This is a genomic window from Ekhidna sp., from assembly GCF_039960695.1.
GTDB lineage: Bacteria > Bacteroidota > Bacteroidia > Cytophagales > Cyclobacteriaceae > Ekhidna.
This window is the reverse complement of sequence record NZ_JBDVKP010000013.1, coordinates 138,318-161,154: the sequence shown is the minus strand read 5'-3', so window position 1 is coordinate 161,154 and position 22,837 is coordinate 138,318. Positions and strand designations below refer to the sequence as shown.

At 37.6% G+C, this 22,837-nt stretch carries 25 protein-coding genes; 9 read left to right on the top strand and 16 right to left on the bottom strand.

Annotated elements, in window-relative coordinates; genetic code table 11:
* Positions 1-7: 7 nt before the first annotated feature.
* The 3 genes from ABJG98_RS09465 to ABJG98_RS09455 are packed head-to-tail and all read right to left on the bottom strand — an operon-like array spanning position 8 to position 3,481.
* A complete protein-coding gene (locus ABJG98_RS09465; RefSeq protein ID WP_348279264.1) occupies positions 8-613 on the bottom strand; it encodes an SIS domain-containing protein in 606 nt (201 codons plus the stop codon).
* Between the two features lie 13 nt (positions 614-626).
* Complete coding sequence (locus tag ABJG98_RS09460) at positions 627-1,607, bottom strand: hypothetical protein (protein ID WP_348279263.1); 981 nt, start codon at positions 1,605-1,607, stop codon at positions 627-629.
* Positions 1,604-3,481: an HAD-IIIA family hydrolase gene (locus ABJG98_RS09455; protein ID WP_348279262.1), complete on the bottom strand. Its 1,878-nt coding sequence runs from the start codon at positions 3,479-3,481 to the stop codon at positions 1,604-1,606. Before ABJG98_RS09455 ends, ABJG98_RS09460 begins: the two co-directional genes overlap by 4 nt.
* A gap of 109 nt (positions 3,482-3,590) precedes the next feature.
* Between ABJG98_RS09455 and ABJG98_RS09450 the strand changes: the two genes are divergently transcribed.
* A complete protein-coding gene (locus ABJG98_RS09450) occupies positions 3,591-3,998 on the top strand; it encodes a DUF2721 domain-containing protein (protein ID WP_348279261.1) in 408 nt (135 codons plus the stop codon).
* Between the two features lie 7 nt (positions 3,999-4,005).
* Here the strand turns inward: ABJG98_RS09450 and ABJG98_RS09445 are convergent, their stop codons facing one another.
* Both ABJG98_RS09445 and ABJG98_RS09440 read right to left on the bottom strand, forming a co-directional pair.
* Positions 4,006-5,259, bottom strand: a complete 1,254-nt coding sequence (locus tag ABJG98_RS09445) for a cation:proton antiporter (protein WP_348279260.1) — start codon at positions 5,257-5,259, stop codon at positions 4,006-4,008.
* A gap of 157 nt (positions 5,260-5,416) precedes the next feature.
* A complete protein-coding gene (locus ABJG98_RS09440; RefSeq protein ID WP_348279259.1) occupies positions 5,417-5,749 on the bottom strand; it encodes a MotA/TolQ/ExbB proton channel family protein in 333 nt (110 codons plus the stop codon).
* 135 nt (positions 5,750-5,884) lie between these two features.
* On the opposite strand from ABJG98_RS09440, the gene ABJG98_RS09435 reads away from it, so the two are divergent.
* On the top strand, positions 5,885-6,646 hold the full coding sequence (locus ABJG98_RS09435) for a LytTR family DNA-binding domain-containing protein (protein WP_348279258.1): 762 nt from the start codon (positions 5,885-5,887) through the stop codon (positions 6,644-6,646).
* On the opposite strand, the gene ABJG98_RS09430 is transcribed toward ABJG98_RS09435, so the two are convergent.
* Positions 6,636-7,502: a hypothetical protein gene (locus tag ABJG98_RS09430; protein ID WP_348279257.1), complete on the bottom strand. Its 867-nt coding sequence runs from the start codon at positions 7,500-7,502 to the stop codon at positions 6,636-6,638. The genes ABJG98_RS09435 and ABJG98_RS09430 overlap by 11 nt on opposite strands.
* Positions 7,486-8,439: a carbon-nitrogen hydrolase family protein gene (locus ABJG98_RS09425; protein WP_348279256.1), complete on the bottom strand. Its 954-nt coding sequence runs from the start codon at positions 8,437-8,439 to the stop codon at positions 7,486-7,488. The genes ABJG98_RS09430 and ABJG98_RS09425 overlap by 17 nt, the downstream gene beginning before the upstream one ends.
* Positions 8,440-8,508: 69 nt before the next feature.
* Here ABJG98_RS09425 and ABJG98_RS09420 point away from each other — a divergent pair, with 69 nt between their 5' ends.
* Genes ABJG98_RS09420 through ABJG98_RS09410 form a run of 3 tightly spaced genes read left to right on the top strand, consistent with a single transcriptional unit; the run spans position 8,509 to position 10,498 of the window.
* Positions 8,509-9,531 (top strand): HAMP domain-containing sensor histidine kinase, encoded by a 1,023-nt coding sequence (locus ABJG98_RS09420; RefSeq protein WP_348279255.1) that lies wholly within the window; start codon positions 8,509-8,511, stop codon positions 9,529-9,531.
* Positions 9,531-9,884, top strand: a complete 354-nt coding sequence (locus tag ABJG98_RS09415; protein WP_348279254.1) for a response regulator — start codon at positions 9,531-9,533, stop codon at positions 9,882-9,884. The genes ABJG98_RS09420 and ABJG98_RS09415 overlap by 1 nt, the downstream gene beginning before the upstream one ends.
* A gap of 11 nt (positions 9,885-9,895) precedes the next feature.
* A complete protein-coding gene (locus ABJG98_RS09410; protein ID WP_348279253.1) occupies positions 9,896-10,498 on the top strand; it encodes a hypothetical protein in 603 nt (200 codons plus the stop codon).
* On the opposite strand, the gene ABJG98_RS09405 is transcribed toward ABJG98_RS09410, so the two are convergent.
* Both ABJG98_RS09405 and ABJG98_RS09400 read right to left on the bottom strand, forming a co-directional pair.
* Positions 10,495-10,899: an OsmC family protein gene (locus ABJG98_RS09405; protein WP_348279252.1), complete on the bottom strand. Its 405-nt coding sequence runs from the start codon at positions 10,897-10,899 to the stop codon at positions 10,495-10,497. The genes ABJG98_RS09410 and ABJG98_RS09405 overlap by 4 nt on opposite strands.
* 8 nt (positions 10,900-10,907) lie before the next feature.
* A complete protein-coding gene (locus tag ABJG98_RS09400) occupies positions 10,908-11,627 on the bottom strand; it encodes a hypothetical protein (protein WP_348279251.1) in 720 nt (239 codons plus the stop codon).
* A 180-nt stretch (positions 11,628-11,807) separates the two neighbouring features.
* Here ABJG98_RS09400 and ABJG98_RS09395 point away from each other — a divergent pair, with 180 nt between their 5' ends.
* Together ABJG98_RS09395 and ABJG98_RS09390 are read left to right on the top strand one after the other, a co-directional pair.
* The gene (locus ABJG98_RS09395) at positions 11,808-12,773 is read left to right on the top strand and encodes a histidine kinase (RefSeq protein WP_348279250.1); all 966 of its coding nucleotides are present in this window, start codon (positions 11,808-11,810) and stop codon (positions 12,771-12,773) included.
* Positions 12,770-13,468 carry a LytTR family DNA-binding domain-containing protein gene (locus ABJG98_RS09390; protein WP_348279249.1) on the top strand — a complete coding sequence of 233 codons (699 nt, stop codon included), beginning with the start codon at positions 12,770-12,772 and terminating at the stop codon, positions 13,466-13,468. The genes ABJG98_RS09395 and ABJG98_RS09390 overlap by 4 nt, the downstream gene beginning before the upstream one ends.
* A gap of 66 nt (positions 13,469-13,534) precedes the next feature.
* Here ABJG98_RS09390 and ABJG98_RS09385 read toward each other — a convergent pair whose 3' ends face one another.
* The 5 genes from ABJG98_RS09385 to ABJG98_RS09365 form a co-directional block, all read right to left on the bottom strand.
* Positions 13,535-13,966, bottom strand: coding sequence for a hypothetical protein (locus tag ABJG98_RS09385; protein ID WP_348279248.1), 432 nt, complete (start codon positions 13,964-13,966; stop codon positions 13,535-13,537).
* Between the two features lie 11 nt (positions 13,967-13,977).
* Positions 13,978-14,547 (bottom strand): hypothetical protein, encoded by a 570-nt coding sequence (locus ABJG98_RS09380; RefSeq protein WP_348279247.1) that lies wholly within the window; start codon positions 14,545-14,547, stop codon positions 13,978-13,980.
* On the bottom strand, positions 14,544-15,065 hold the full coding sequence (locus ABJG98_RS09375; protein WP_348279246.1) for a hypothetical protein: 522 nt from the start codon (positions 15,063-15,065) through the stop codon (positions 14,544-14,546). The genes ABJG98_RS09380 and ABJG98_RS09375 overlap by 4 nt, the downstream gene beginning before the upstream one ends.
* Position 15,066: 1 nt before the next feature.
* The gene (locus ABJG98_RS09370; protein WP_348279245.1) at positions 15,067-16,056 is read right to left on the bottom strand and encodes an SMP-30/gluconolactonase/LRE family protein; all 990 of its coding nucleotides are present in this window, start codon (positions 16,054-16,056) and stop codon (positions 15,067-15,069) included.
* A 100-nt stretch (positions 16,057-16,156) separates the two neighbouring features.
* Positions 16,157-16,663: a DUF1905 domain-containing protein gene (locus ABJG98_RS09365; protein WP_348279244.1), complete on the bottom strand. Its 507-nt coding sequence runs from the start codon at positions 16,661-16,663 to the stop codon at positions 16,157-16,159.
* 102 nt (positions 16,664-16,765) lie between these two features.
* Between ABJG98_RS09365 and ABJG98_RS09360 the strand changes: the two genes are divergently transcribed.
* Positions 16,766-17,122 carry a BlaI/MecI/CopY family transcriptional regulator gene (locus tag ABJG98_RS09360; protein WP_348279243.1) on the top strand — a complete coding sequence of 119 codons (357 nt, stop codon included), beginning with the start codon at positions 16,766-16,768 and terminating at the stop codon, positions 17,120-17,122.
* Positions 17,119-18,906 carry a M56 family metallopeptidase gene (locus ABJG98_RS09355; RefSeq protein WP_348279242.1) on the top strand — a complete coding sequence of 596 codons (1,788 nt, stop codon included), beginning with the start codon at positions 17,119-17,121 and terminating at the stop codon, positions 18,904-18,906. Before ABJG98_RS09360 ends, ABJG98_RS09355 begins: the two co-directional genes overlap by 4 nt.
* Before the next feature lie 8 nt (positions 18,907-18,914).
* Here the strand turns inward: ABJG98_RS09355 and ABJG98_RS09350 are convergent, their stop codons facing one another.
* The gene (locus ABJG98_RS09350; RefSeq protein ID WP_348279241.1) at positions 18,915-22,055 is read right to left on the bottom strand and encodes a two-component regulator propeller domain-containing protein; all 3,141 of its coding nucleotides are present in this window, start codon (positions 22,053-22,055) and stop codon (positions 18,915-18,917) included.
* A gap of 144 nt (positions 22,056-22,199) precedes the next feature.
* Positions 22,200-22,826 (bottom strand): hemolysin III family protein, encoded by a 627-nt coding sequence (locus ABJG98_RS09345; protein WP_348279240.1) that lies wholly within the window; start codon positions 22,824-22,826, stop codon positions 22,200-22,202.
* Positions 22,827-22,837 lie beyond the last annotated feature (11 nt).

Below are 22,837 nucleotides of genomic sequence, written 5' to 3'. Positions count from 1 at the left end.
TTCGATTTTATGTAATTCGATTTTTGTACTGTGCTCCCATATCGTTTAATGTGCCAGATTGCTTCAACACAATCGACTGTTTGATCATGTGAAAGGCCATTAAGTGGAGGTCCTCTGTTATCTCCATATCATTAATAGGAACATGAAAGCTATGATGGGCTATGTCTTTTAGCTTGCCTCCTGTATAACCACTAAAGCCAACAGTTTTTGCCCCGTTTTTATTAGCTAGATTTATAGCGCGTAGGACGTTTTCTGAATTTCCGCTACCTGAAAGACCAATTACCAGATCTTCCGGTTCAACAAATGCATCTAGCTGAAGGGCAAAGATTTCATCGTAGGTGATATCATTGGCAGTAGCGGATAGAGCTGAATAGTTGTCATTTAAGCAGATAAATTTGAATTTCTTGTCTTGATTATAATTGGCTCCCTTCACGAAATCTCCGGCAATATGTGATGCATTACCTCCGCTACCTCCATTTCCAAAAATGAATATTTTGTTTCCTTTATCACGTGCGCCAATAAGTAATTGTTCTATTGTCAATAGATCGTTATAATCTATCTTATCAAGGACATTTTTCACATTGGTGCTATACTGCTTGTACGATTTTTCCATTTCTAAAGAATAGCTATTCATCTGCAAAGTAAATCACTTTTGATCCTTCTTCATCAAACTTGAAGTCAAAGCTTCTCAGGCCTAATGCTTGACTCAGCTCTGATTGTTTTTCTTTTGGACACATAAAGAGTAAAAACCCACCTCCGCCAGCTCCGAGCAATTTGCCGCCCCATGCTCCATGCTTCAAAGCAAGTTCGTAGGCCTCATTGATTTCTCTATTGGTGATTTTATCCGTAAGGCTTTTTTTCAATTCCCAGTTGATATTAAGTAGTTTGCCAAAGTCTTCAAAATCATTTTTCAGCAAGGCATTTTTAAGTTCATCTACAAGTTGTGTCATTTCCCTCAGCACTTTCACCTTATCGGGCCTTTGTGAATGAGCAGTTTGTTCTGCTAAGATTTTGTTGGCTTTGCGCTGCTGACCTGTATAAAATAGTACAAGATTCTCTTCAAGCTTTCTTTTTTCCTCTGTATTTATGTAGAGATTTTCAACTGTTACCGTATCATCTGAGTGGAATTTCATCACGTTTAGCCCTCCATAAGCTGCTGCATATTGATCTTGTTTGCCTATTGGTTCTTTCAATATATCGATTTCCATCTGGCATGCCTCATCTGCTAACTTCTCTTTTGAGATCAATTGATTTTTTGTGGCATAGATGTTTTGTAAAAGTCCAACTGTGAAGGAAGATGAGGATCCCATACCGGTGCCTGCCGGAACATCAGCGATTGAGGAGAATTCTATTCCGCCATTTATTTGAAATTTCTTGAGTGCTTCTCTAAAAATTGGATGTTGTAGATCATCAATGCTATTCACTGTTTCGGTTTTACTGTATTTTACTCGAATTTTGTCTGCTTCAAAGTATTTATGAGATGAGATGTACATATACTTATTAATTGTAGTGCTTAAAACTGCACCACCGTGCTGCTTGTAAAATGCAGGCAAGTCTGAACCACCACCAACGAAACTTATTCTAAATGGAGTACGGGTAATTATCATAGTATTGAGATCACGTTTTTGGCGTTAGACATAGTTGGTTCTACTGGTTCAAATTCATCATCCAATCTTCGATTGAATAGCATTTTGATTTCTGAATCTTCGTACCCTTTCCATCTGTAAAGTTTATAAAACTGATTTTTATATTGATTTATATTGATTTTTGTAAAATATGAGTAGTCAGCTCGCTTGATGATTTTATCAATGTTTAAAGAAACAACGCCTTCTATAATTACTATAGGTTCATTTTCTAGTTTGTAATTCACCTGTCTGGAAGAGCTGGCTGGATTTTTATGGTAAGCTTGTAAATGGACTGTATCACCATTTAAAATGGCCTCAATATCTTCATTGATTTTATCAATGTTAAATCTTCCCCATACATCATTAGCTTTTTTCCTTTGCTCAGAAGGAAGTAGCCAATTGTCTAGTGAAATAACCAATGTTGGAAACCCATCCTGAACGAATCTCTTTTTTAGGTATGTAGCTAAGGTTGTTTTACCACTTTGCGATTGCCCACCAGCAGCAATAACAAACGGTTTTGATGCTGATTTAGAATGTATTGAAGAAACTTCTTTGTAGATCTTGTCAAGAGGCTCTGATAAAACAAATTCTATAGCCGTAGCGATATTATCAAAAATATAGTCTGGCTCTGCATCTCCAGATTTTAACGCATTACCAGTCAAAACACCGATGGTACTTACTCCAGCATTTTTTCCTGCCTCAATATCCGTTGACCTATCACCAATAATATATGATTTGCTTAAATCAATATTAAAATCCTTTGCAGCTTCCAGAAGCATGCCTGGTTTAGGTTTGCGACATGGATGATCTTTTTTATATGCTTTATTTTCTTCAGGATATCCTTTGTCGGGATGATACGGGCAGTAGTATATAGCGTCAAGTTTTGCACCGTCCTTGCTCAGATCGGTATCTAATTTTTTATGGATGTTCTCCAGCTCCTCAATGGTGCAAAGATTGCGAGCGACAACTGATTGGTTTGTTACCACGATACTTAAAAAATCCGAATGATTTATTTTTTTAATGGCTTCACTAGTAAAATCATACAATACAAGGTCTTCAATTTTATATATCAAATGTCGATCCTCATTCAGGACACCATCGCGATCCAGAAAAATTGCTTTTTGTGGAAAGGAAAGGTTTTTCCGCTGGATCTTTCCTGAAGAATAGTCTTTTTCAACATCCGTTAAACGATCCGGTGTGCCCATGTCTTTAAGGTACTCTGGGGTGTTGTAACTAAACATTTTGAGCTTGTTGCATAAGGCAGGAAAAATATCTTTACCAAAGTCGATTTTGTTTCTTTTAGGGATATGTGAAACGGCCTTTTTGTCTAACATGTAAAGTCCCGCATTTACTAGATTTTTATAAATGGACTCATTTTGATGAGGCTTTGGAAGAAATTTAGTGACTTGTTTGTTTGAGTTAATTTCTACAAGGTCACTGTCATATGGATGATCATTTGGATGTACTACAAGTGTAATATCTGCTTTTTTCTCTTTATGAAAATTGATTAGCTTATTAAGATCAACATCCATCATTACATCACCATACAACACAAGGAATTGAGACTCGAGTTGATTATGTAAAAGGGGAATAGCACCAGCAGTTCCTAGCGGCTCAATTTCTCTGTAGAAGCTAATGGAGACATCAAAATTATTTTTGCTTTCAACGAATTCAATTATTTTTTCATCCAGGTGACCGACTGTTACTATAATGTTAGTAATGTTATTTTTCTTCAAAAGAGTTATCTGATGCTCAATTAATGGCTTTCCACCGACCGGAATCATGGGCTTAGGAATTTCTCTTGTTAACTCACCAAGTCTGGTTCCTTTCCCACCTGCCAAAATAATTGCTTGCATATTTATGATTCTATAATCTCTACAGTTAACTCTTTATTCAAAGATTGTAAAGATCGAAATTTAGAGACTAATATTACTCCGATATTTGATAAATCCACTCATTATAAATATGCAGATAACACTTACAACACCGGCTTTACTTTTTCCTGCAATATCTCTGTTATTGCTTGCCTATACCAATAGATTTCTTGCAATTGCAACCTTAATTCGTCAGCTACATAAAAGCTATTTAGATAATCCGAAAAGTGTGTTGGAAGGCCAGCTAAAGAATCTCAGGAAAAGATTGTTTCTAATAAGAGCGATGCAATTATTTGGAGTGTTGAGTTTGCTTTTGTGTGTATTGGCCATGTTTTTCATCTACTTAAAAGTTGGAGAATGGGGGAGTGCTATTTTTGGAATTTCACTTGTTTTACTTCTGTTATCACTTATTATATCTGTGAGAGAAATACAGCTATCTACAAAAGCTCTGGATATAGAGCTTAGTGATATGGAACTTGGAAGTAAGATTAAATTTTAGCCCAATATTATTGTTGAGGGTTTGTATTGTACACCTTCATGACCTTTGTCAAAGTAAGTCCCTGGTATAATACAGTGCAAACAACCACGACATAAGTCATAGTTACGATCAGTTCCTGACCCGGAAAATTTGTGAGTGAAAGTGACACAGCAACAGGAAGCCCTCCTCTAAGTGCACCCCAAGAAAGTACAGGTATTGTGCCAGTATCAAATGATCGATTTCTAGACATCATGCGGATTGGTATGAAAACACTTATCCACCGTCCGAATAACGCGAAGTTCACAGCAAAAAAGCCTAAGGCAAAATAGTCCAGTCGTAGCGGTATGACTAGCATTTCAAAACCTATTAGTACAAAAAGCATTGCGGCAAGCGTGTCTTCCATTAATTGCCAAAATCTATAGACGTAGGCCCCAACTGCACTTTCTCCGTGCTCATCTCTCCCAAAATTGCCAAGGATAAGTCCTGTAGTAACTGCTACCATCATTGAGGATGCAGAAAACAGATCTGCGACATATGATCCACCCATTACCAGTGCTAGCGTTACTAATACCTCGACCTCTACATCATCATTGTCTATGTATGCAAGCAGCTTATATCCGATCCATCCAAAGATCAGTCCGCCAATAACCCCACCTCCAATATCCCTGATCAGAACCCATGCTGCTCCTGTAAAGTTTAGCGATCCTTCAGCAACACCTTCTCGGTAAATATTAACAAGTACTAATGCCAAGACAATTGCTATTCCGCCATTCAGCAAGGCTTCACCAGAAATTTTGGTTTCTAATTCATTTGACATTCGGAAGCGCTGAATAGTTTTTGTAATTGCGACTGGATCTGTGGATGAAATGAGCGCTCCGAATACAAGCGCGGCTATATAACTTAATGCAACACCCATAGCATCAGCCGTAAAATAAATTAGCGTTGCTATGACTACTGTAGAGATTAGAACACCAAAAAAAGATAGAACGAGAACAGGAATTAACTGATTACCAAGCTTTCTGAAGTCAACATTTAAGGCTCCAGCGAAGAGCATTACACTTAAAACAAACCGATAAAGAACATCAGCAAAATCATATTTTTTTACTTGCTCTGCGAGGTGAAATTCAGGAAACAATTGACCGAAAATGAATACAAGCAATGAGAGCACTAAGGCCAATATGGTAAGGCCAATAGAAGAGGGTAGTTTTAAATAAAAGGTATTAATAAAAAGGAATACACCTGAGAAAAATATTAGAACGGCGATAATATCAAATATGCTCATGTCAGGACTGTTTATTGCCCAAATCTAGCAATTTCCATTTTGATTCCATTTTTAAGTACTACCAACTAATAGTTACTAGTAAAAAAGCAAATTTCAATATACTAAAAACGATTTTTGACTAAACAAAAATTAAGAGCCGGATGTACCGGCCTTAATCTTATTTTCTCATTTTAATAATGAGCGATAATAGAATGGCTATCATGTAGATAATCACCCCGTAAATAGTTGTAATCATTGATACCTTAAGGCCTCCGGCAAGAATTGCAGGTGAAACTGCACCAATTTGCTGGATTGCTTCGAACGCCGAGAATAACCCAATTAATTGGCCGAGAATACCTGTAATTGCAGCTAAGAGCCCAGTCGATTTGATTTTACCGGCATAGCCTTCTTTATTTGAAAATGCTTTTACGGTAAAAAATAATACCATTGATAGTTCGATTGTGAGGATACTCATGAAGAGCATTCCGCCCATTTGAAATAATTCAATCATAGTTTTTTCATTTAGTTAAACATCCTGGCAAAGCAAGCCAGTGTGCTGTATCAATGAAAGGTTGTATCCCTATCGAAACCTGTTGTTTACCTATTTTTCTATCAAATTTGATCAAAAAGATTCATCTTCGACTCAATGTTTACTAAAAGAGAATTTGTTTTTTGGACCATTGTATGGGTAATTCTCACCCTCCTTTTCAGCTCTTCTATAGAAAGCTTCATGGTGTCGTTCTATTTTGTAACTATACTCATGCCGGTGGTTATAGCTACATCCATCTTTTTCAATAGATTTTTGCTACCTCGATTTCTTCTAATGAATCGGAAGATGAAATTCACTATCTATTTCGCTTATATGTTAATTGTATCTATCTATTTAGAGCTATTAGTGATGGTTGTGGCATTTGTCATACTGGCTGACTATCAAATAGAAAACTTGGGCAAGATTGCCGGTGATATCTATTTACTCACTGTGGTTCTATATCTGGTAGTTTTAGTGGAGGGACTTATTTTATCCATTCAAAAACTTAGAGAAAAGGCTAATGAAGTTGATGAATTTAAAATTAAATTGGAAAAAGAGCATCAAAAAATGTTATCTATACGATCCAATCGAAAGCAAGTCGTGTTGCCTCTAAATGCTATTCTGTACGTAGAGAGTCTGGGAGATTATGTTCAAATTCATTCACTCTCCGAATCCCACACTACCAAAGAAAAGATCAGTAGTTTGAATGATCGATTACCTGATTCATTTATCCGGATACATCGATCATTTGTTGTCAATAAAGATCGAGTATCTAGCTTTAATAAAGAGGAGGTTTCAATCGGAGATCTGTCAATTCCAATCGGAAGGAAGTATAAAAAATTCGCTGAAGAGCTACTTAATCAAAATGTTATTGCCTGAAAAATGTTCGTCCATTTATTGTAAATGAATGCGGTGTTTCAATCTGTATAACATCTATTTTTTTTTCAGTAGACAATTTCAATTTTAAAGCTTCCTCGAGGATAAATTGCTTCTTATTAAGGCCCTGATCAGTTATAGTCAAGAGATAAAATTTCTTTTCATTCATGTCATAACCAAAATATTCAATAGTATCATTTCCACGTTCAATTTTTAAAACATTAGGTTGAACACTTTCAGCTATCCATTTGCTACCATCACTAGATCTAAAGCTACCCGTGAGTGTTGATAATACTGTTTTCACATCTGCTGCATCACCCGCAGCATAGGTTTGAGAGCTTGCTGAAATTGCCTCCTCAAACTTTGACTTAACAATTTCGGCGTAGTTTGATAGACTGTCAATAAGGGTTTCCGGGAATGATAAAAATAGAAACGAAGTGCTACTTGCCTTTCGTTTATTGATAGCCTTATGTATTAAATCCTGAAAGCCATATGTCCGAAGTTCTAACATTTGACCTTTTACTATCCTCCCTCTTGATTCCTTAATTTCAGTAATTTTTAAGCTATTTGGATTGATGTCCTGGATTTGAAACCTTCTAATTGTATATGTTTTTTCCTTGATGTAGCCAGTATTTGGCCGATCAGAGGCAATGTGTTTAATAGTAATTTCATAACTATCATTCACATAAAAAGTGTTGGTCCACCACTGCTCTCCAGCATCGTCATAGTAGATGTAGTTGAGCTTGCTGTCTAGCCACTCCAGTGCCGATTTCAACTTCACCTCATCTTCTTCAGGAGATTGAGAAAAAGCAAAAAAGGGAAGTAATAAAACAGCTAGAAACTTATTTCTTAGCATCATGGATTACCGATTGTCTTTCTCTATTCACATTTAAGCTAAGCACATCTGGTCTTGAGTAGTGGCCAGAAGGATCAAAGTTTTGACGTTCTTCTCTTACTTTTTGATGGTCTATTTCTGCTACTATAAGTTTTTCTTCATTGACTAGAGGCGACTCTAGCCAGGAGCCGTCTGGCGAAACCAGACAAGATCCTCCATCAGCTAAAATATCTGACGTTGCAGCGCGCATCTCTTTAGCGTGCGGAAAATCATCAGGAATGTCCTCCGGCCGAAAAAGACCTGAAACTCCTACCACATATGAACGAGACTCTTGTGCAATCACAGGAAGGAGCAGTTCTGTATTTCTTTTATTTCCGGGCCAGATAGATACATGCAAGTCTTCACCTTGGGCGTACATGGCTGCTCTGGCCATAGGCATCCAATTTTCCCAGCAATTTAATCCCCCAACAGTAAAGGGAGACAACTTATGAGTAACCAACCCATTACCATCTCCAGGACTCCATGAAAGCCTTTCTTCATAAGTAGGCATTAGTTTCCTATGAACTGATTTAATCTCACCATTTTCACTGATATACACAATGGAACAATAGAGACTATGTCCACCTCTATCACTTGGTCGCTCTATAATGCCCAGGTAAATTGCGATTTCATTTTCTTTAGCAACGGTACACAGTGGATTTAAATCACCATTTTCAATGCATACCGCCTGATCCATGTAATGTGCATGAATGGTTTTTTGAATTGAAGAATTAAAGGCTGCGCCATTCAATTTGTCAAGCCAAAACGGATATCCAGGAAGTAGCGCCTCACCAAAGATGACCAACTTAGCTTCTTTAGCCACAGCTTTAATAGTCCATTGAATGATTTTCTTAAGTGTTTTGTCTCGATTGAGCCAGACGGGTGCGATTTGGGCTAAAGCTATTTTTAGAGTGGATTTCATTGTCACTAAATTCGATTCTTAATGACACTAAAATAATTGGAATTATCTTGCATATGTAACCACTGCCTGATGAGTGTATTAAAAGAGGAGGATTTACGCCAGAGACTTCAGCTTTTCGAGTCCACTGTATCTCATGCCAGCATTACCTGGAATGACCTTGAAAAGGTGTGTGTTGTCGAAAGAAGCAAAGACTTTTTACTTCCAGAAGGTGAGTTTAATCTAATTGAAATTATTGATGAAGTTCAGTTAGAAGTAGTCAAAGAATTTCATGAATCGATTTCTGATTCTGTCAACCAAGCCTTCATATTGTTAAATTATCTGGGTAAGAAAATCACCATCAAGTGCTGTGCAAAAAAAAAGGATGATAAAATAGGAGGCCTTTGGGTGGTTGTTCCTGAAAAAGATAATTCAATACGTTATTTGCAAAATGCAGCGCATGACTTTAGAGCACCGCTAGGCTCTGTAATAGGTGTTGTCAATTTGATGCAGCACACTATTAAATCTGACTCAAAAATCGATATTGATGAGCTGGTCACTTTTCTGGATATGATCAAATTCAGTACTGACAAAGCAATGAATCTTGCAAGTGAAATATTGGAACTAGCCAAGATAGAGTCAGAAACTTATGAGTTAAAGACTGATAAAGTTGTTGCAAAAGACTTTGTGCAGCGGTACCTAGATACGCATAGGTTGCTCACATTAAAAAAACGAATTCAGGTAGTTTTTGACAGCCACACAGATGCATCAGCAATGCTCAATGAGTCCACGATGACAAGGGCACTCGATAATGTGATGACGAATTCGGTTAAGTTCAGTGAGGAAGGGACTCAGATTACAATCACATTAAGAGAGGAAAACGATAAAGTGTTTTTAAACATTACGGATCAAGGTATTGGAATGAGTGAGAGAATTTTGGATAATCTTTTTGTGAAGTTTGGGGAAGCCAAGAGAAATGGGCTTAAAGGTGAGCCAACGCATGGTTTAGGGATGTCCATTGTCCGCCAGATTATGAAGCTTCATAATGGTGAAGTGATAGTAAAAAGTGAGGAAATGAAAGGAACTCAAGTTGATTTGATTTTAAAGAAAGGTTGATGAAAAAGATAATAATAGCAGATGATTCATTCTTTCAGCGTAAAACGTTGCAGGATATTCTCAATAAGTTAGGGCATGAATCTGAGGCGGTACCTTCTGGTGAGGCGCTTCTTGAGCAACTGAATGACTCTTACGATTGCATTTTTCTAGATTTATTAATGGGGGGGATGTCAGGAATTGACGTGTTGAAGGAACTTCAAAAAAGGGAAAATAAGATTCCGGTAGTTGTAATTACGGCGGACATTCAAAAAGCAAGAAAAGAAGAGAGTCTGGAATTAGGAGCTACTGCATTTATGAATAAAGTTGTTTCCGAGGATGAGTTGGTTTCAATTTTAAATAACATTTTTAAGTAAGCGATACGGATATGTTAAGTGCAAAACAAATAGATGCGATTACTGAGATCATAAATATTGGTGTTGGGAAGGGATCCGCTTCGCTTAGTCAGATGATTGGCGGTGAGATCTTGCTCAATGTGCCATACGTAAATGTCATCACATTTGATGATGTGCTTTCTGAAATAGAAAAATTAGGCGGTGGAGATAGTGTACACTCTGTAGAGATGAGATTTTCAGGTGAATATGAAGGTAGTGCCAATGTAATTTTACCTGGCGAAAGCTCTAAGCAGCTAGCTTCCTTGCTCATTCATGAAGATCCAGATTCAGCAGCAATAGCTGAGATGAAAGACGGATTAATGATAGAAGTAGGCAACATCATTCTCAATGCTATTATGGGATCGTTCGGTAATATACTTGATGCTCCTTTGGAATATCACATGCCGAAAAGCTATCAAGGGGACGTAAAGGGAATCTATAGACAGCTAGATAAAGATCGCTACAATCAGGTGCTCGTTTGTCACACTAATTTTGCAATCCGCGGGAAAAACATCAGTGGGGATATTTTGATAATGTATGAAATGGGCTCATTTGATAAGCTTACAGACGTTCTCAACAAAATGATAGAAGGCTAGTTTCGCTTGATCTCAAATGAATGGGTTTGTTCTGCGCTCAATGATCCTGCAACGGAGCAATATTTTGTAGTGGCTAAATTTACAATTCGATCAGCTTCTTCATCCGTCAGATCAGGAGAAGTAATGACGTACTTCAAATGGATTTTAGTAAATCCTCGTGGGTGCTCTTCTCTTCGTTCCCCGCTAATTTCAGCACTTAAATCAACGAATGTTTTCCTCCGTTTTTTTACCATTGACACGATTTCTACAGCTGCGCAGGCACCTAACGCAGAAAGTAGCAGTTCGGTAGGTGATTGGTGTTGCTTTAGATCTGCCGATCGCATGTCAATCTCAGCATTGTTTCCATTTTCATTGGTTGAGGTGAATTCCTCATCCCCTTTATAGTTTAGATCTATTTTCATCTTCTTAGTTAATCAATTTTCCAGGCGAGTGTGTCATGATGCTCTGCCAGCAGGGAACGTAAATAGCTTCCTATATAGTTCACGCCATCGAATCCTGCCTCTTTAGCAGCCTCATCTTCTTTTTCGAATGATACCTCAGGTCCCGCAAAATCGTGCATGTCTTCATAGAAACCAATGGTAAAGTTGTCCCAGCTAGGGCCAAGCACCCGAATAAATATAAAATTGGGTCGATGCTCGATTCCTGCATAGAATTGATTCTCTGCTAATCTCTGATCAAGAAGTTCATCCTGTTTTCCAGCCAATGCAGTAAATATTTCGATGTGAAATAGTTTATATTTTTCGAATGATTCAATAAATGCATTAATAGGAGGTCCTTTGACTATTGCTTCTTCCTGAAAGGACACAATGTGGTAAAACGAATCTCCATAAGGCTTTTCTATTGTTTTTGAATGAGTTCTTCTCTCTGTCTGATCTTCTGAGAAGTAGGTGCTCAATTGATCAATCGGATGAATCAGCATGAGGTCCCAGTGATCGCCCTGACTATGACGAAGCAGATATGGCTTGTTTTCCAAATAGGATTCGTACTTGACAATGTCCTCATTGATTTGATCAATTAGATTTAAAAGTTCTCCTGGCTTAGCTCTTAACAAGCTTACTTTATACAGCTGGTCTTGTGCAATGACTGAAGTGGCGAATAGTAAGGTAAGGAGCCGTAGTATATTTCTCATGTCGCTAATTTATGCCGATTTTCATTTTTATTGTGCTTATCCATGCTTTCTCTATGTGTACTATGCTCAAACTATAAATTCTGTCTTATTATAAAAACCAGCGTTTGAAGTGTAAAAACTATCTTTAAAAAGATGATAAGAAGGACCCTACTATGGCATGCTTTGTTTTGGGTTGTATACATGTCAATTTTCACTTTTGTGGAAGGTGGCTACAGCAACCAGTTTCGAGAAGCATTCCTGATTGAAGCTGCCTATTTTCCTATTCGGCTAGTTGTCATATATCTCAATTATTTTGTTTTTATGCCAAAGCTTCTACTCAAAGGAAGAATCGTTGGCTACATATTGAGAACTTTTATTAGCATCCTTGCTGCAGCTATGATTCATCGTTTTGTGATGTATCAATACATAAATGAAATAATATTTCCCGATTGGAATCAGGGCAGTTTTTGGCAGTTATACAAGTTTGTGCAAGCGGGCATGATCATTACCTCACCAATGATTTTTCTGATTGGAATCACGGTTGTTTATCGGCTGGTAGAATCTCAAAAAAAGCTTGCTTTAATTGCGGAAGAGCGAACAAAAGCGGAACTTCTGTATTTAAAAAACCAGATCAATCCGCATTTCTTTTTCAACACATTAAACAACTTGTATGGACTCGCTCTATCCAAGTCTGACAAAACATCAGAGGTCGTGATGAAGCTCTCAGAGCTAATGAGCTACATGCTGTATGATACCAAACAAAGTGCAGTAGATCTTGAAAAAGAGATTAACTACATTAAAAATTATATCGAACTAGAGGAGGTGCGGTTTGATGGAAGATTTACTTGTGATTTAGTAATTAATGGTTCACCAGAAAAAGTAAGCTTGCCCCCATTGCTCCTTCTTCCATTTCTGGAAAACGCATTTAAACATGGGGTGAATACATCCTCTTCAGGGGCTTGGATCAAGGTAGACATAGTCATAAATGAAGATTGGCTGAGATTCACCATCCAAAATAGCGTGGGTGTAAAGACGGTGTCAACCAAAGGTGGATTGGGTATTGAAAATGTGAAACGAAGGCTCGAGCTTCTATATCCAGAGCGGCATAAACTTGAATTTGGTGACTGTAAAGAGGGCTATAAAGTTGACTTAATGCTGGAATTATGAAGGAAAGAATAAAATGTCTTGTAGTGGATGATGAGCCAATAGCTCAAGATATTCTTGTTAGATATATTGATCAAATAGACAATTTGGTGCTTGCAGGAACCTGTATCAATGCTATTGAGGCAAACAATTTCCTACAAAAAGAAACTGTTGATCTAACCTTACTTGACATTGAAATGCCACAAGTAAGTGGATTGAATTTTTTAGCCAACTTAAAAAATGCACCCAATGTGATAATCACTACAGCTTACCGAGATTTTGCTCTCGAAGGTTTTGAGTTAAACGTAATAGACTACTTACTCAAGCCGATTCCGATCGAACGCTTTATGAAAGCGATTCAAAAGCTGACCACCAATAATACCTTAGCAGTAGCTAAAGAGGAATCATATATCTACTTAAAAGCAGATAAGAAAATGGTTCAGATTATGCTTAACGATATTTTGTATATCGAAGGACTCAGTAATTATGTAAAAATCCATTTGAGAGATCGGATGGTTATCAGTTATCAAAAACTAAGCTACTTAGAGAGCGTACTGCCTACGCAACACTTTCTTAGAATCCATAGATCATTTATCGTTTCGAGATCGAAAATCAGATCATATACTTCCTCATTCATCCAAGTAGAAGACTCTGAAATACCAATCGGAGGAAATTATAAAAGTGTTGTTCTTGAGAAGTTGAAAAACTACGAAAGTTAACCCCACAAGTTTATTTTCGTCTTGGTAAGTCCCTTCTCTTCAAAGTATGCCAATAGGTCTTTCGCATCATCGCCGCCACGCTGTGCATGGTGAAGAAAGGTAAATCCGTGAGGTCCCAAAGAATTTATGAGAAGGATAGGTCTCAAGGGCCGGTTTTACTAAATCTGTTTTACCTAGCATAGTTAAAGCATGCAATGTCGGGCGTGCACCTTTAGAAATCAGAAAGTTTACCATCGTCTTATGCCCGACGTGTCCGCCTGCGCCAATTGCGGTTTCAAAGTCACCGCCGCCCCAATCCCATGAGCTATATATGAGATTTGGAAATTCTTCAAGTAATTCTTTCACTTTGTCAAGATTACTGTGTCCAGCTCCTACAAATGATGAAACTACATCTTTCTGATAGGATGCAGGCTTCTCCTGACCCAGGATGGTATTTGGGGCAACGATAAGCCCGGTACTTACCAAGCTTATTCCTGAGATAAATTGTTTTCTATTCATGATCCTTGTATTTAATCTTTTTTCCTAACCGCTTTAAATCCACCAGGTGATCCAGCTTTAATCCACTTTTCATTTATGAACGTTTCTGTCTTCCAATCGATCGTATCTGTACCGATTGGAGTAAATGTTTCTTTGTATAAACGAGTCCATCCTTCCTCCTTTGGATTTGGAATGGCTTCATACCCTTCCTGATAATACACTGTGTAAATTCTTTGTAAGCCACCGTTTTCTAGCGCTATGTATTCTCCTTCGAATAATAAATCGCCATCGTACTGATACTCTAACCATATGATCTTTTCAGTCAGAGGGTTGTATGTAATGGTTCCTTCAGAAAATGGGATGTTGTATTCAGGAGAGTGAATGCCGGTCTTAGAGCGAATGAGCATCCGACTTGCACCCCATTCAAAGTCAATAACCTGCAAGTGGATGAGCTTGGGATTTTGAGCCATCGGGTGATCAAGAGGAGGAATCCACTTTCCCATATAGTATTCGAAAACGGCCAATGGATCGGTTTTCGTTTGGCCGTTTACAACACTTAAGATGGTACTAAACATAATAAATAGTACAGTCAAGTGTTTCATAATTCTTTTCTTTTCCAAATCGATTCTCCGGCAAGTTGCCACTCGTTATCTTCATTTCTTTTGTGATAGCTTACAGATTTCATTTCATTTTTTGAGATGACATAATGAATATCTCGGGTAAAATACTCATCTCCAATATCGCTGGTTGATTTAAACTGAATATCCAGATGTGTACCTTCATAAGGTACCACACTTCCAACGCTTCTTCCTCCCCAGCTAGCTCTTTGCACTAAAAAAGCACTTTTACCGTCGGGTTCTATGAAGTTCCAAACCTCCATTAGTTGAATGGTATCACCATTATTTTTTATGCCATAGATGTTTCCAAGCACTGATGATTCAGAAGACCAGGTTTTAAATTGCATGGAAAAAGCCGCGAAACTGTTAGGTTTTCCATCATTCTGGATGTTTTCTGAAAGCCAGGTACCTCCAACCGGAAAATTGAGGAGGGTTACCATATCTGTTTGCGATTGTACGATGAGAGCATTCATCAGCCATATAATGATAATTATATTTCTCATATTAATCGATCGTTACTTTTAAAATTACTGGCTCGTAAAGTCGTTCTTTAGGCCAGAGCGAACCATCTTCATAAAAACTACCAAATTGTGCATTTGAGATGTAGTAAAACTCGTTATGGACTAAAACGCCTGTCGTAGGATTCATCATTATTGGATGATTTTGTTCAAGAATGTCCACCTTTTCCAACCCATCACCAGTATCATTTAATGGCATCTTTGAAACGGTCGATGAGCCTGGATGAACACCTATGAGCTTCCATTTATAATAATAGAGTCCATCGATACTTTTTCGTCCAGTAATGTCCTGACCTTCGGGTACTTTGAGATTAATGATTTCTTTAGTCTGTAGATCAACCTTGCTAATTCCATTGTCGTGAGCTACGAATATTGATTGATCACCTTTAATTGTTATTCCGTTGGGATATGGCATATTATTATCCGTAATGAAGAGCTCAGGTTTTCCATTCCATCCAATTTTATAGATGGCATGATCGCTAAACATATGTGTGAAATAGATATCACCATTCTGCTTATTTATGGCTAGGTCGTTGATAAAATGTATTTCTCCTTTTTGTTCAAATGTGAATCTTTGAATGAGCTTACCCGTACTTAAGTCAAATTTAAAAATACCAGCTGGTCTACCGTCGGATTCATCTTTTAGATCATAACCAATCAGATTATCTCCACCAGAACTGCATACCCAGAGAATGCGACGTTGGGCATCAATCTTTATACCAATGGTCATCCACAATCCATCTTGTTTTGATGTAATGAAATCATAGGTATTGCCTCCAGAATCTACTTTGACTACTTTGCCTTTTCGTGTGCTGCTAATGTAAAACGCCTGCTCTTGTGGATCGTATGCAATGCTTTCTGGGAGTAGGTCTTTTTCTGGAAGTGTGAATGCAATCGAACTATTATTTATCCTTGATACTTCTTGAGCGTGGCTCATTAAGGAGCATAATGTTAATAGAAGAGTTAGGTTTCGCATGAAAGTTTTTTTATAGTTCTACGGAAACCTTCTCAGCACTATTCAGGACTTATTCCAGCTTGAATTGTAATGATGCAAAACGCTCAAATATTGATGCGAATTATTTACGATTGTTGTATTCTTTGATCAGGACATTGAGTCTTTTGAAGTCTAGTTCTCCTTCCTCTTTTAAGTGATGCATGATGGCCAATCCTTTTGCTAGTTGACTGTCCACGTTTTTTACTTTTCCGACTAAATGAATCAGCGTCCGTTGCTTTCCTTTTGTCAACATATGAAAATATTCACTTCCTTCTGTGTCCTGATCCAGAAGCACCTGAAATGATTCCGGGATAGGCATGCCATATTCTGATCGATCTTTTTCCATAGTTGCCTCAACTGTATCTCCTTCTGCTAGTCCATGTTTTTTCATGAAGTCTTTTTTTACATAAATACTGTAGACATCACCTTTTGGCATGAGTGCGCTATGAATGGGTTTCCCATCGCCTATCGTGCATATGACACGACGATCCTCGCCTTCTATGAGCTGTTCACCTATTGCTTTTGGAATAGCTAGGTAATAGCTCCAAAGGTCTGATTCAAATTTTAGGATAGGTACTTTAAGTTTCATTTCAGCAATCTTTAGATAATATAAGACTAATAAAACTGATTATTTAGTTATAAAACTGATTTTATAGTTGTATAACTAAAAAATCCGTTATACATTCACTTTATGGACAGATTGACTAAAGCAGAAGAGCCAATCATGAAAATCATCTGGGATAAGGGTGATGTTTTTGTGAAAGAGATTGTAGAGGACTTACCTGATGGAACCCCATATAATACAGTATCATCATTGGTCAGGATATTGGAGTCAAAGGGTATGGTAGGGCATAAGGCATTTGGCAGAACACATCAGTATTTCCCATTAGTAAAACGTGGCGAATATCGAAAGCATATGCTTAAAAACATGATAGTAGATTACTTTGATGGCTCATACAAGGGGTTGCTCTCACAGATATTGGAAGATGAGGAAGTTTCGCAAGAAGAGGTTAATGAATTAAAAGCACTTTTAAATAAAGATTCATGAATCAGTTAGTAGTATTTGGTATTGAGTTTCTCCTTGCATCTTCCATATTCTATTTAGTTTATTTGATAATTAAGGATCACACAACCCCGACTTTTAAACGTTTCTACCTATTGTCCTGGATGGTTTTTTCGGTTTCTCTGCCGTTGATCAATATTGAGTTAGATAGATTGCCAAATCTAAGTGTGACTAAGATAATGTCAGAGTCCTCAATCCAACCAAAACCGAAGCCTGACTTGAAATTCAATCAGAATAATGAATCATTTGAAGAAGGAGTAAAAGATTCTAAGACGGTCATTCTATCAAATAATGAGTCCCAAACTGAAGTAAATTGGAGGCTTGTCTTTTCAATTTGCTATTTAGTAATATCGGTCTTCTATTTAATTAGGATTATTATAGGAATCGTACAAATCATCAGGTTGAGATTGGTTTCCAGTGTATTGCCAGATGAGAACTCTGTCTTTCAGGTAAATAGTTCTTCGTTTAAGGGAGCTTCATTTTTCAATTGGATTTTCATTGGTGGATCAATTGAAACAGATCGTGATGTAATCATCCAGCATGAGCGGGTGCATGCTAAGTTGGGACATAGTGTTGATATCCTGCTTAGTCATATCTATCGTGCGCTTTTCTGGATGAACCCCTTTAGTTGGGTATTAAAGAAACTTATTGGATTGAATACTGAACTTGAGGTTGATATCCACATGCTTCGAGAAAAGGATGCTATTAATTACGCCAACACATTGCTTTCCCTTTCTAGTAATATGAAGGACTCTGCCATTATGAATCATTTTGGAGCATTTCATTTAAGATCTAGGATATTGGCGTTGACAAAAACTGTTCGTCACAATCATTGGGTTTCCATTCTTACTTTCTTTTCGGTAGTCGGCTTGTTTTTTACGATCAGTTGTGAAAATATCAACTCATCAGAAGTGATGATTGAGCGAATGAATGATGTGAAATCTATTACCACACGATTTGTTAGCCATCAAACGGACACACAACAGAAAACAGGCAAGATTGTAGCAATCGCCAGCTTCTCACCGGATGGCACTTTAGAAGAGCTTGTTGAACAAACTTCATATCCTTATGATCGAGAGTTCGAAGTAAAAAAAGTATTCTGGGAGGCACCTGAAAAATCGGGCATACCCTATGTCATGGATGGCTTATCACTTGGAACGGCAGAAAAGAGCTTTCTGTACGGTCACGATTGGCCCAGTGCTTATTATAAGCACTTAAGTGCAAAAAATCAGTCGATTGACCTTCCCTGGTGGCAGAAAACTATCACAGTAGATAGCGAAGTGCTTCCGACGGAAATTCAGGTTAAGCATGAATATGACAGTAATATTGTCGATTTTGGAACGCCTAATGTGACAGAGTATTTTGAATATGAAAATGAAAAAGTGGTTAAAGTTTTTTTAAAAACTGAATATCTTCAGATTGATGATGCTAATGAAACTATTAAAGAACTACAAGAATTGGTGAATAAGAATTTTACAAAGGAGCAAAAAGCAATTCTTGACGAGAGAAGAGCAAACTCTGGTCAGAAAAAACTGGCATCCCAATATATCTATGAAGGAGATTTACTAACAATTATTAAACGGGGAGATTCAGAAAGAAGATTTTATTATGAAAATAATCTGATGATAAAATCCGAGTACGTCAAGTCTGGAGAGGTTATCAATACACGTATTCACTACTACAAAAATAGCCTTAAAGACCGAACGGAGATATTTAATAGATACAATGAACCTGAGTATACCATTACTTATGAATATGAGTACTGGTAAGTGAAATTCTATTCTTTGATCAAAGGGAGTTTCACTGTCGCTGTAGTTCCCTTTCCCCATTCAGAGCTATAACGTAAAGATCCACGGTGTTCATTAATTATAGCGTAAGTGATAGAAAGCCCCAAACCTGTGCCTTTCCCTGGCACTTTTGTACTAAAGAATGGTTCGGTGATTTTCTTAAGATTTTCTGGTTTAATTCCATGACCTGAGTCTATAAATTCAATAGAGATGTCACCGTTCGTTGTTTTCGTTCGGATGGTGATACTACCTTTCTTATCAATTGCTTGAATGGAGTTGGTGAGAATATTAAGAAATGCTTGATGCAACTTGCCATTGTTTCCTAATACCAGTGCGTTCTCATCTTCAAATTCCTTACTAAGTTCGATTCCATTCTTTAATCGATAGCGAATCATTGTAAGGCAATTTTCAATGAGATGATAAATATCACAAGGTTCAAGTTTTTTATCTGACGAATGGCTGAATTCGTTGAGGCTATTTACGATGGTGGATGCTCTAGAGATCCCTTCTTTAATAGCTTTTAGTAATTCTGAGTATTCTTCTTTTTTGATTTTCCTGCTTCGCTTCAATGTTTGTTCCAACCCTTCTACACCACCTTGAATGAAGTTTAGTGGATTATTGATTTCATGCGCAACACCTGCTGCTAGGATTCCCAAAGATGCCATCTTATCTGATTGAATCATCTGTTCCTGGGCGCTCTTTAGTTGTTTTATGACTTTCTTCAATTCTTGTTTTTGCAGCTCAAGGTCCGTAGTTCGCTCAGAAACGGTCTCTTCCAGCCTCAAATTGTTAGCTTTAAGTGATCTCAAACGCAACCAATAAATGACAAGAGTTATTAGCGCGATAAGGAATCCAATTAAAATTTTAGCCCAAAAGGTTTGCCACCAAGCCGCTTCGATTTCAATTTCTTGAGAAAGTACATCTGTGAAAAAATTGTCATCGATTCCGGTCTGAAGCTGGAATGTATATGCTCCGGGAGCAAGATTGGTATACAGGCCATTACGATCTTCCAGCGCATATACCCATTCCTTGTCAAATGGCGCCAGGCGATATCTGAACTGCAACAAATCAGTTTGCGTATAGCTGATTCCAGTAAAATCTATTAACAGTCTATTGGTGCCAGATGGTATTAGAACCTTTTGTTGAAGCGGAATGCGTTGATTATCCGCATAAATATTCTCAATAATTGTCTTTGGATTAAAATTTGGAACTTTTACCTCATCGGGATTAAGTCTTACAATTCCTCCAAGCGTAGGAATCCAAAAATTACCTTTAGTGTCAGAATAGGAGAGGACCGCACCTAAACAATGGCTGTTTTTCATTCCATAGCTTTTATCAAACTGTCTTACTTTGATTTGTCTGGAAGGGTCTTCTGCAGCTGCTTCAAGATCTTTCATTTCAACACTCAGTATGGAATTTTCGGAAGGCATCCATAAGGTGCCGTTTGGGTCTAGCAGTACATCGTATACAATGTTGGATGTCATTCCATTCTCCGTATTAAAGTTGACAACTTTATCATCACGGTAGCCAGTCAAACCATCATTGGAAGCAATCCAGATATAGTTTGATGTATGAAGTGTAGCAAACATAAAGTTGGAGGGAAGACCATCCTCTACTTTGACCGTTTTAACAACCTTTCTGTTTTTAATTATGTTAAGTCCGCTGATTGTGCCAACAATGATATCACCACTTTCATTTTCTTCTATTGAGAGAATGTAATTAGAGCTGAGGCCATCATCGATAGTTATTTGGTGCCACTCATTGAGTGAATTGAAAATGATTAAGCCAGCGTTTTTTGTGCCAACCCAAATGGCACCATCCTTAGTTTGATAAGCTAATCGAATAAAATTATCGGGAAAGCCGCTGCTTATGCTGTAGTGCCGGCTGTTGTCGCCATCCAAAACAATAAGTCCACCATAAGTGCTAACCCAGACCCTTCCATTTTTGTCAGTGAAAAGGTTCTTTAATCGTTCGGAAGGAATTGGCATAGGTGGCTCGAAAGTTGATATTCTACCATTTTTCAGTTTATTAAGAACTCCATTTTCGTTTCCCAGTAAGAATGTTTCATTTCCAATTTCGGTCACACTACTAATGATATTGGTAGCAAGACCATCGTTTTTTGTAAAACTTGTGATCGATCCGTCTGCCAGAAAGAAGACACCACTCCGATAAGTTCCGACCCATAAATTTCCTTGTTGATCAAAAAGTAAATCCTGAACAATGTTGTTTGGCATTCCACTTTCCTCAGTGAGTGAGTCTAGCTGATTAGTGGATTCTTGATATCGAAAAAGACCTCTCATGGTACCGATCCAAAGTGTGCTATTTTCGTCAACAATCAAGGTATTTATTGTAGTGTTTGAAAGAATCGGACTTTTTGTGATTTGCCCACAATTCCAAACATAAAGTCCTCGGCCTGTACCTATATAGATCAAATGATCATGGGTAAAAAGAGTATTTACACCATTGATGTCGGAGTTTAGTTGAATTTTCTTTATTTCTTTCGATGTGGAATAAACAATAAGCTGAGAATCATCTGTTCCGAAATAAATATCCCCATTTGTACCTTCTAAGATACTTTTGACAGTACTATTTCCTATTTCGAATATGTGAGTAAATTCATTAAGGGTTCCATCGTGATATCGGAATAAGTGGTTTGACTTGGTGCTAAACCAAAGCTCGTCAGAGTTAGTAATCAACAGCTCCTCAATGCTGAAACTTGTTACTTTTTCCAATTCTTTTGGCGTGATAAATTCACCGTTTTCATATTTTGCAATACCGTGAAGAGTGCCGATCCATAATTCCCCATTTTTGCTGAGTTCTAAATTCAACACGTTTGAAGAGGGTATTGAGCTATTTTGATTATTAAATAGTGTGAAGTTTTTACCGTCAAATCGATGAAGCCCCGTATATGTTCCAATCCAGATATATCCATCTTTCGTCTGAATCAGATCATTTGCAGACTCCGAAGTAAGACCGTCTTCAGTATTCCAACTTCGCAGAACTAGCTGGCTTAGTCTCTTGTTTTGATTAAGGTTGCTCTGACCATAGCCATCTATAGCCATCAACAGAATCACGTTCATCAATGAAACGATGATTTTGCTTGATTTGAAGCAACCGATTAAAGATGCCATTATCCATTTCAAATAATGATTCATTTGGCAGTATCAGTCCATTAAATTAAAAAATCAATTCCGCATTATGGTCTAAGAAATCATGTATTTACAACGTTTCGTCTAAAACACAATCGTACCTGATCAAAGTATTACGTTGAATGACTAAAGTATACTGGTATAAATCATCATAAAATGACTGAAACTCCCTAATAGAACACAAACATGGAAAATTGCATGATTCATAGGGATTGATCGGATACTGTAAAGTACAGCTCCTGTTGTATAAAAGATACCACCAGATAACAACCATAATAGCCCTTCTGTATCCATTGACGTTAGGATTGGTTTAAGAGCGAAAATGGCAATCCATCCCATTGCGATATACATGGCGGTAGATAGTCTGTCATATCTTCCTGTGAAGAATAATTTGAGAATAACACCTGCTATTCCGATACTCCAAATGACGAACAATAATATGTGACCTACATTCTCCTCAAGCGTGATTAGGCAAACAGGAGTGTAAGTGCCAGCAATAAGGATGTAGATGGCTGCATGGTCAAGAATTCGTAGCTTAGCTCTTAGCTTTTGATCTTTTGATGCATGGTAAAATGTGGAGGCACCGTACAGGAGAATCAGGCTGCTGCTGAATATAAGTGTGGAGAAAGATTCAATAAACGAAGTAGATTTTAGTAGCATAGCTATCATGGCAATAATGCTAGCAAGGATGCCGAAACCGTGAGTAAGGACATTGAGTCTTTCTTCGGGAGCTGAATAATGTGCGTCTGACATTGGTTTAAAAG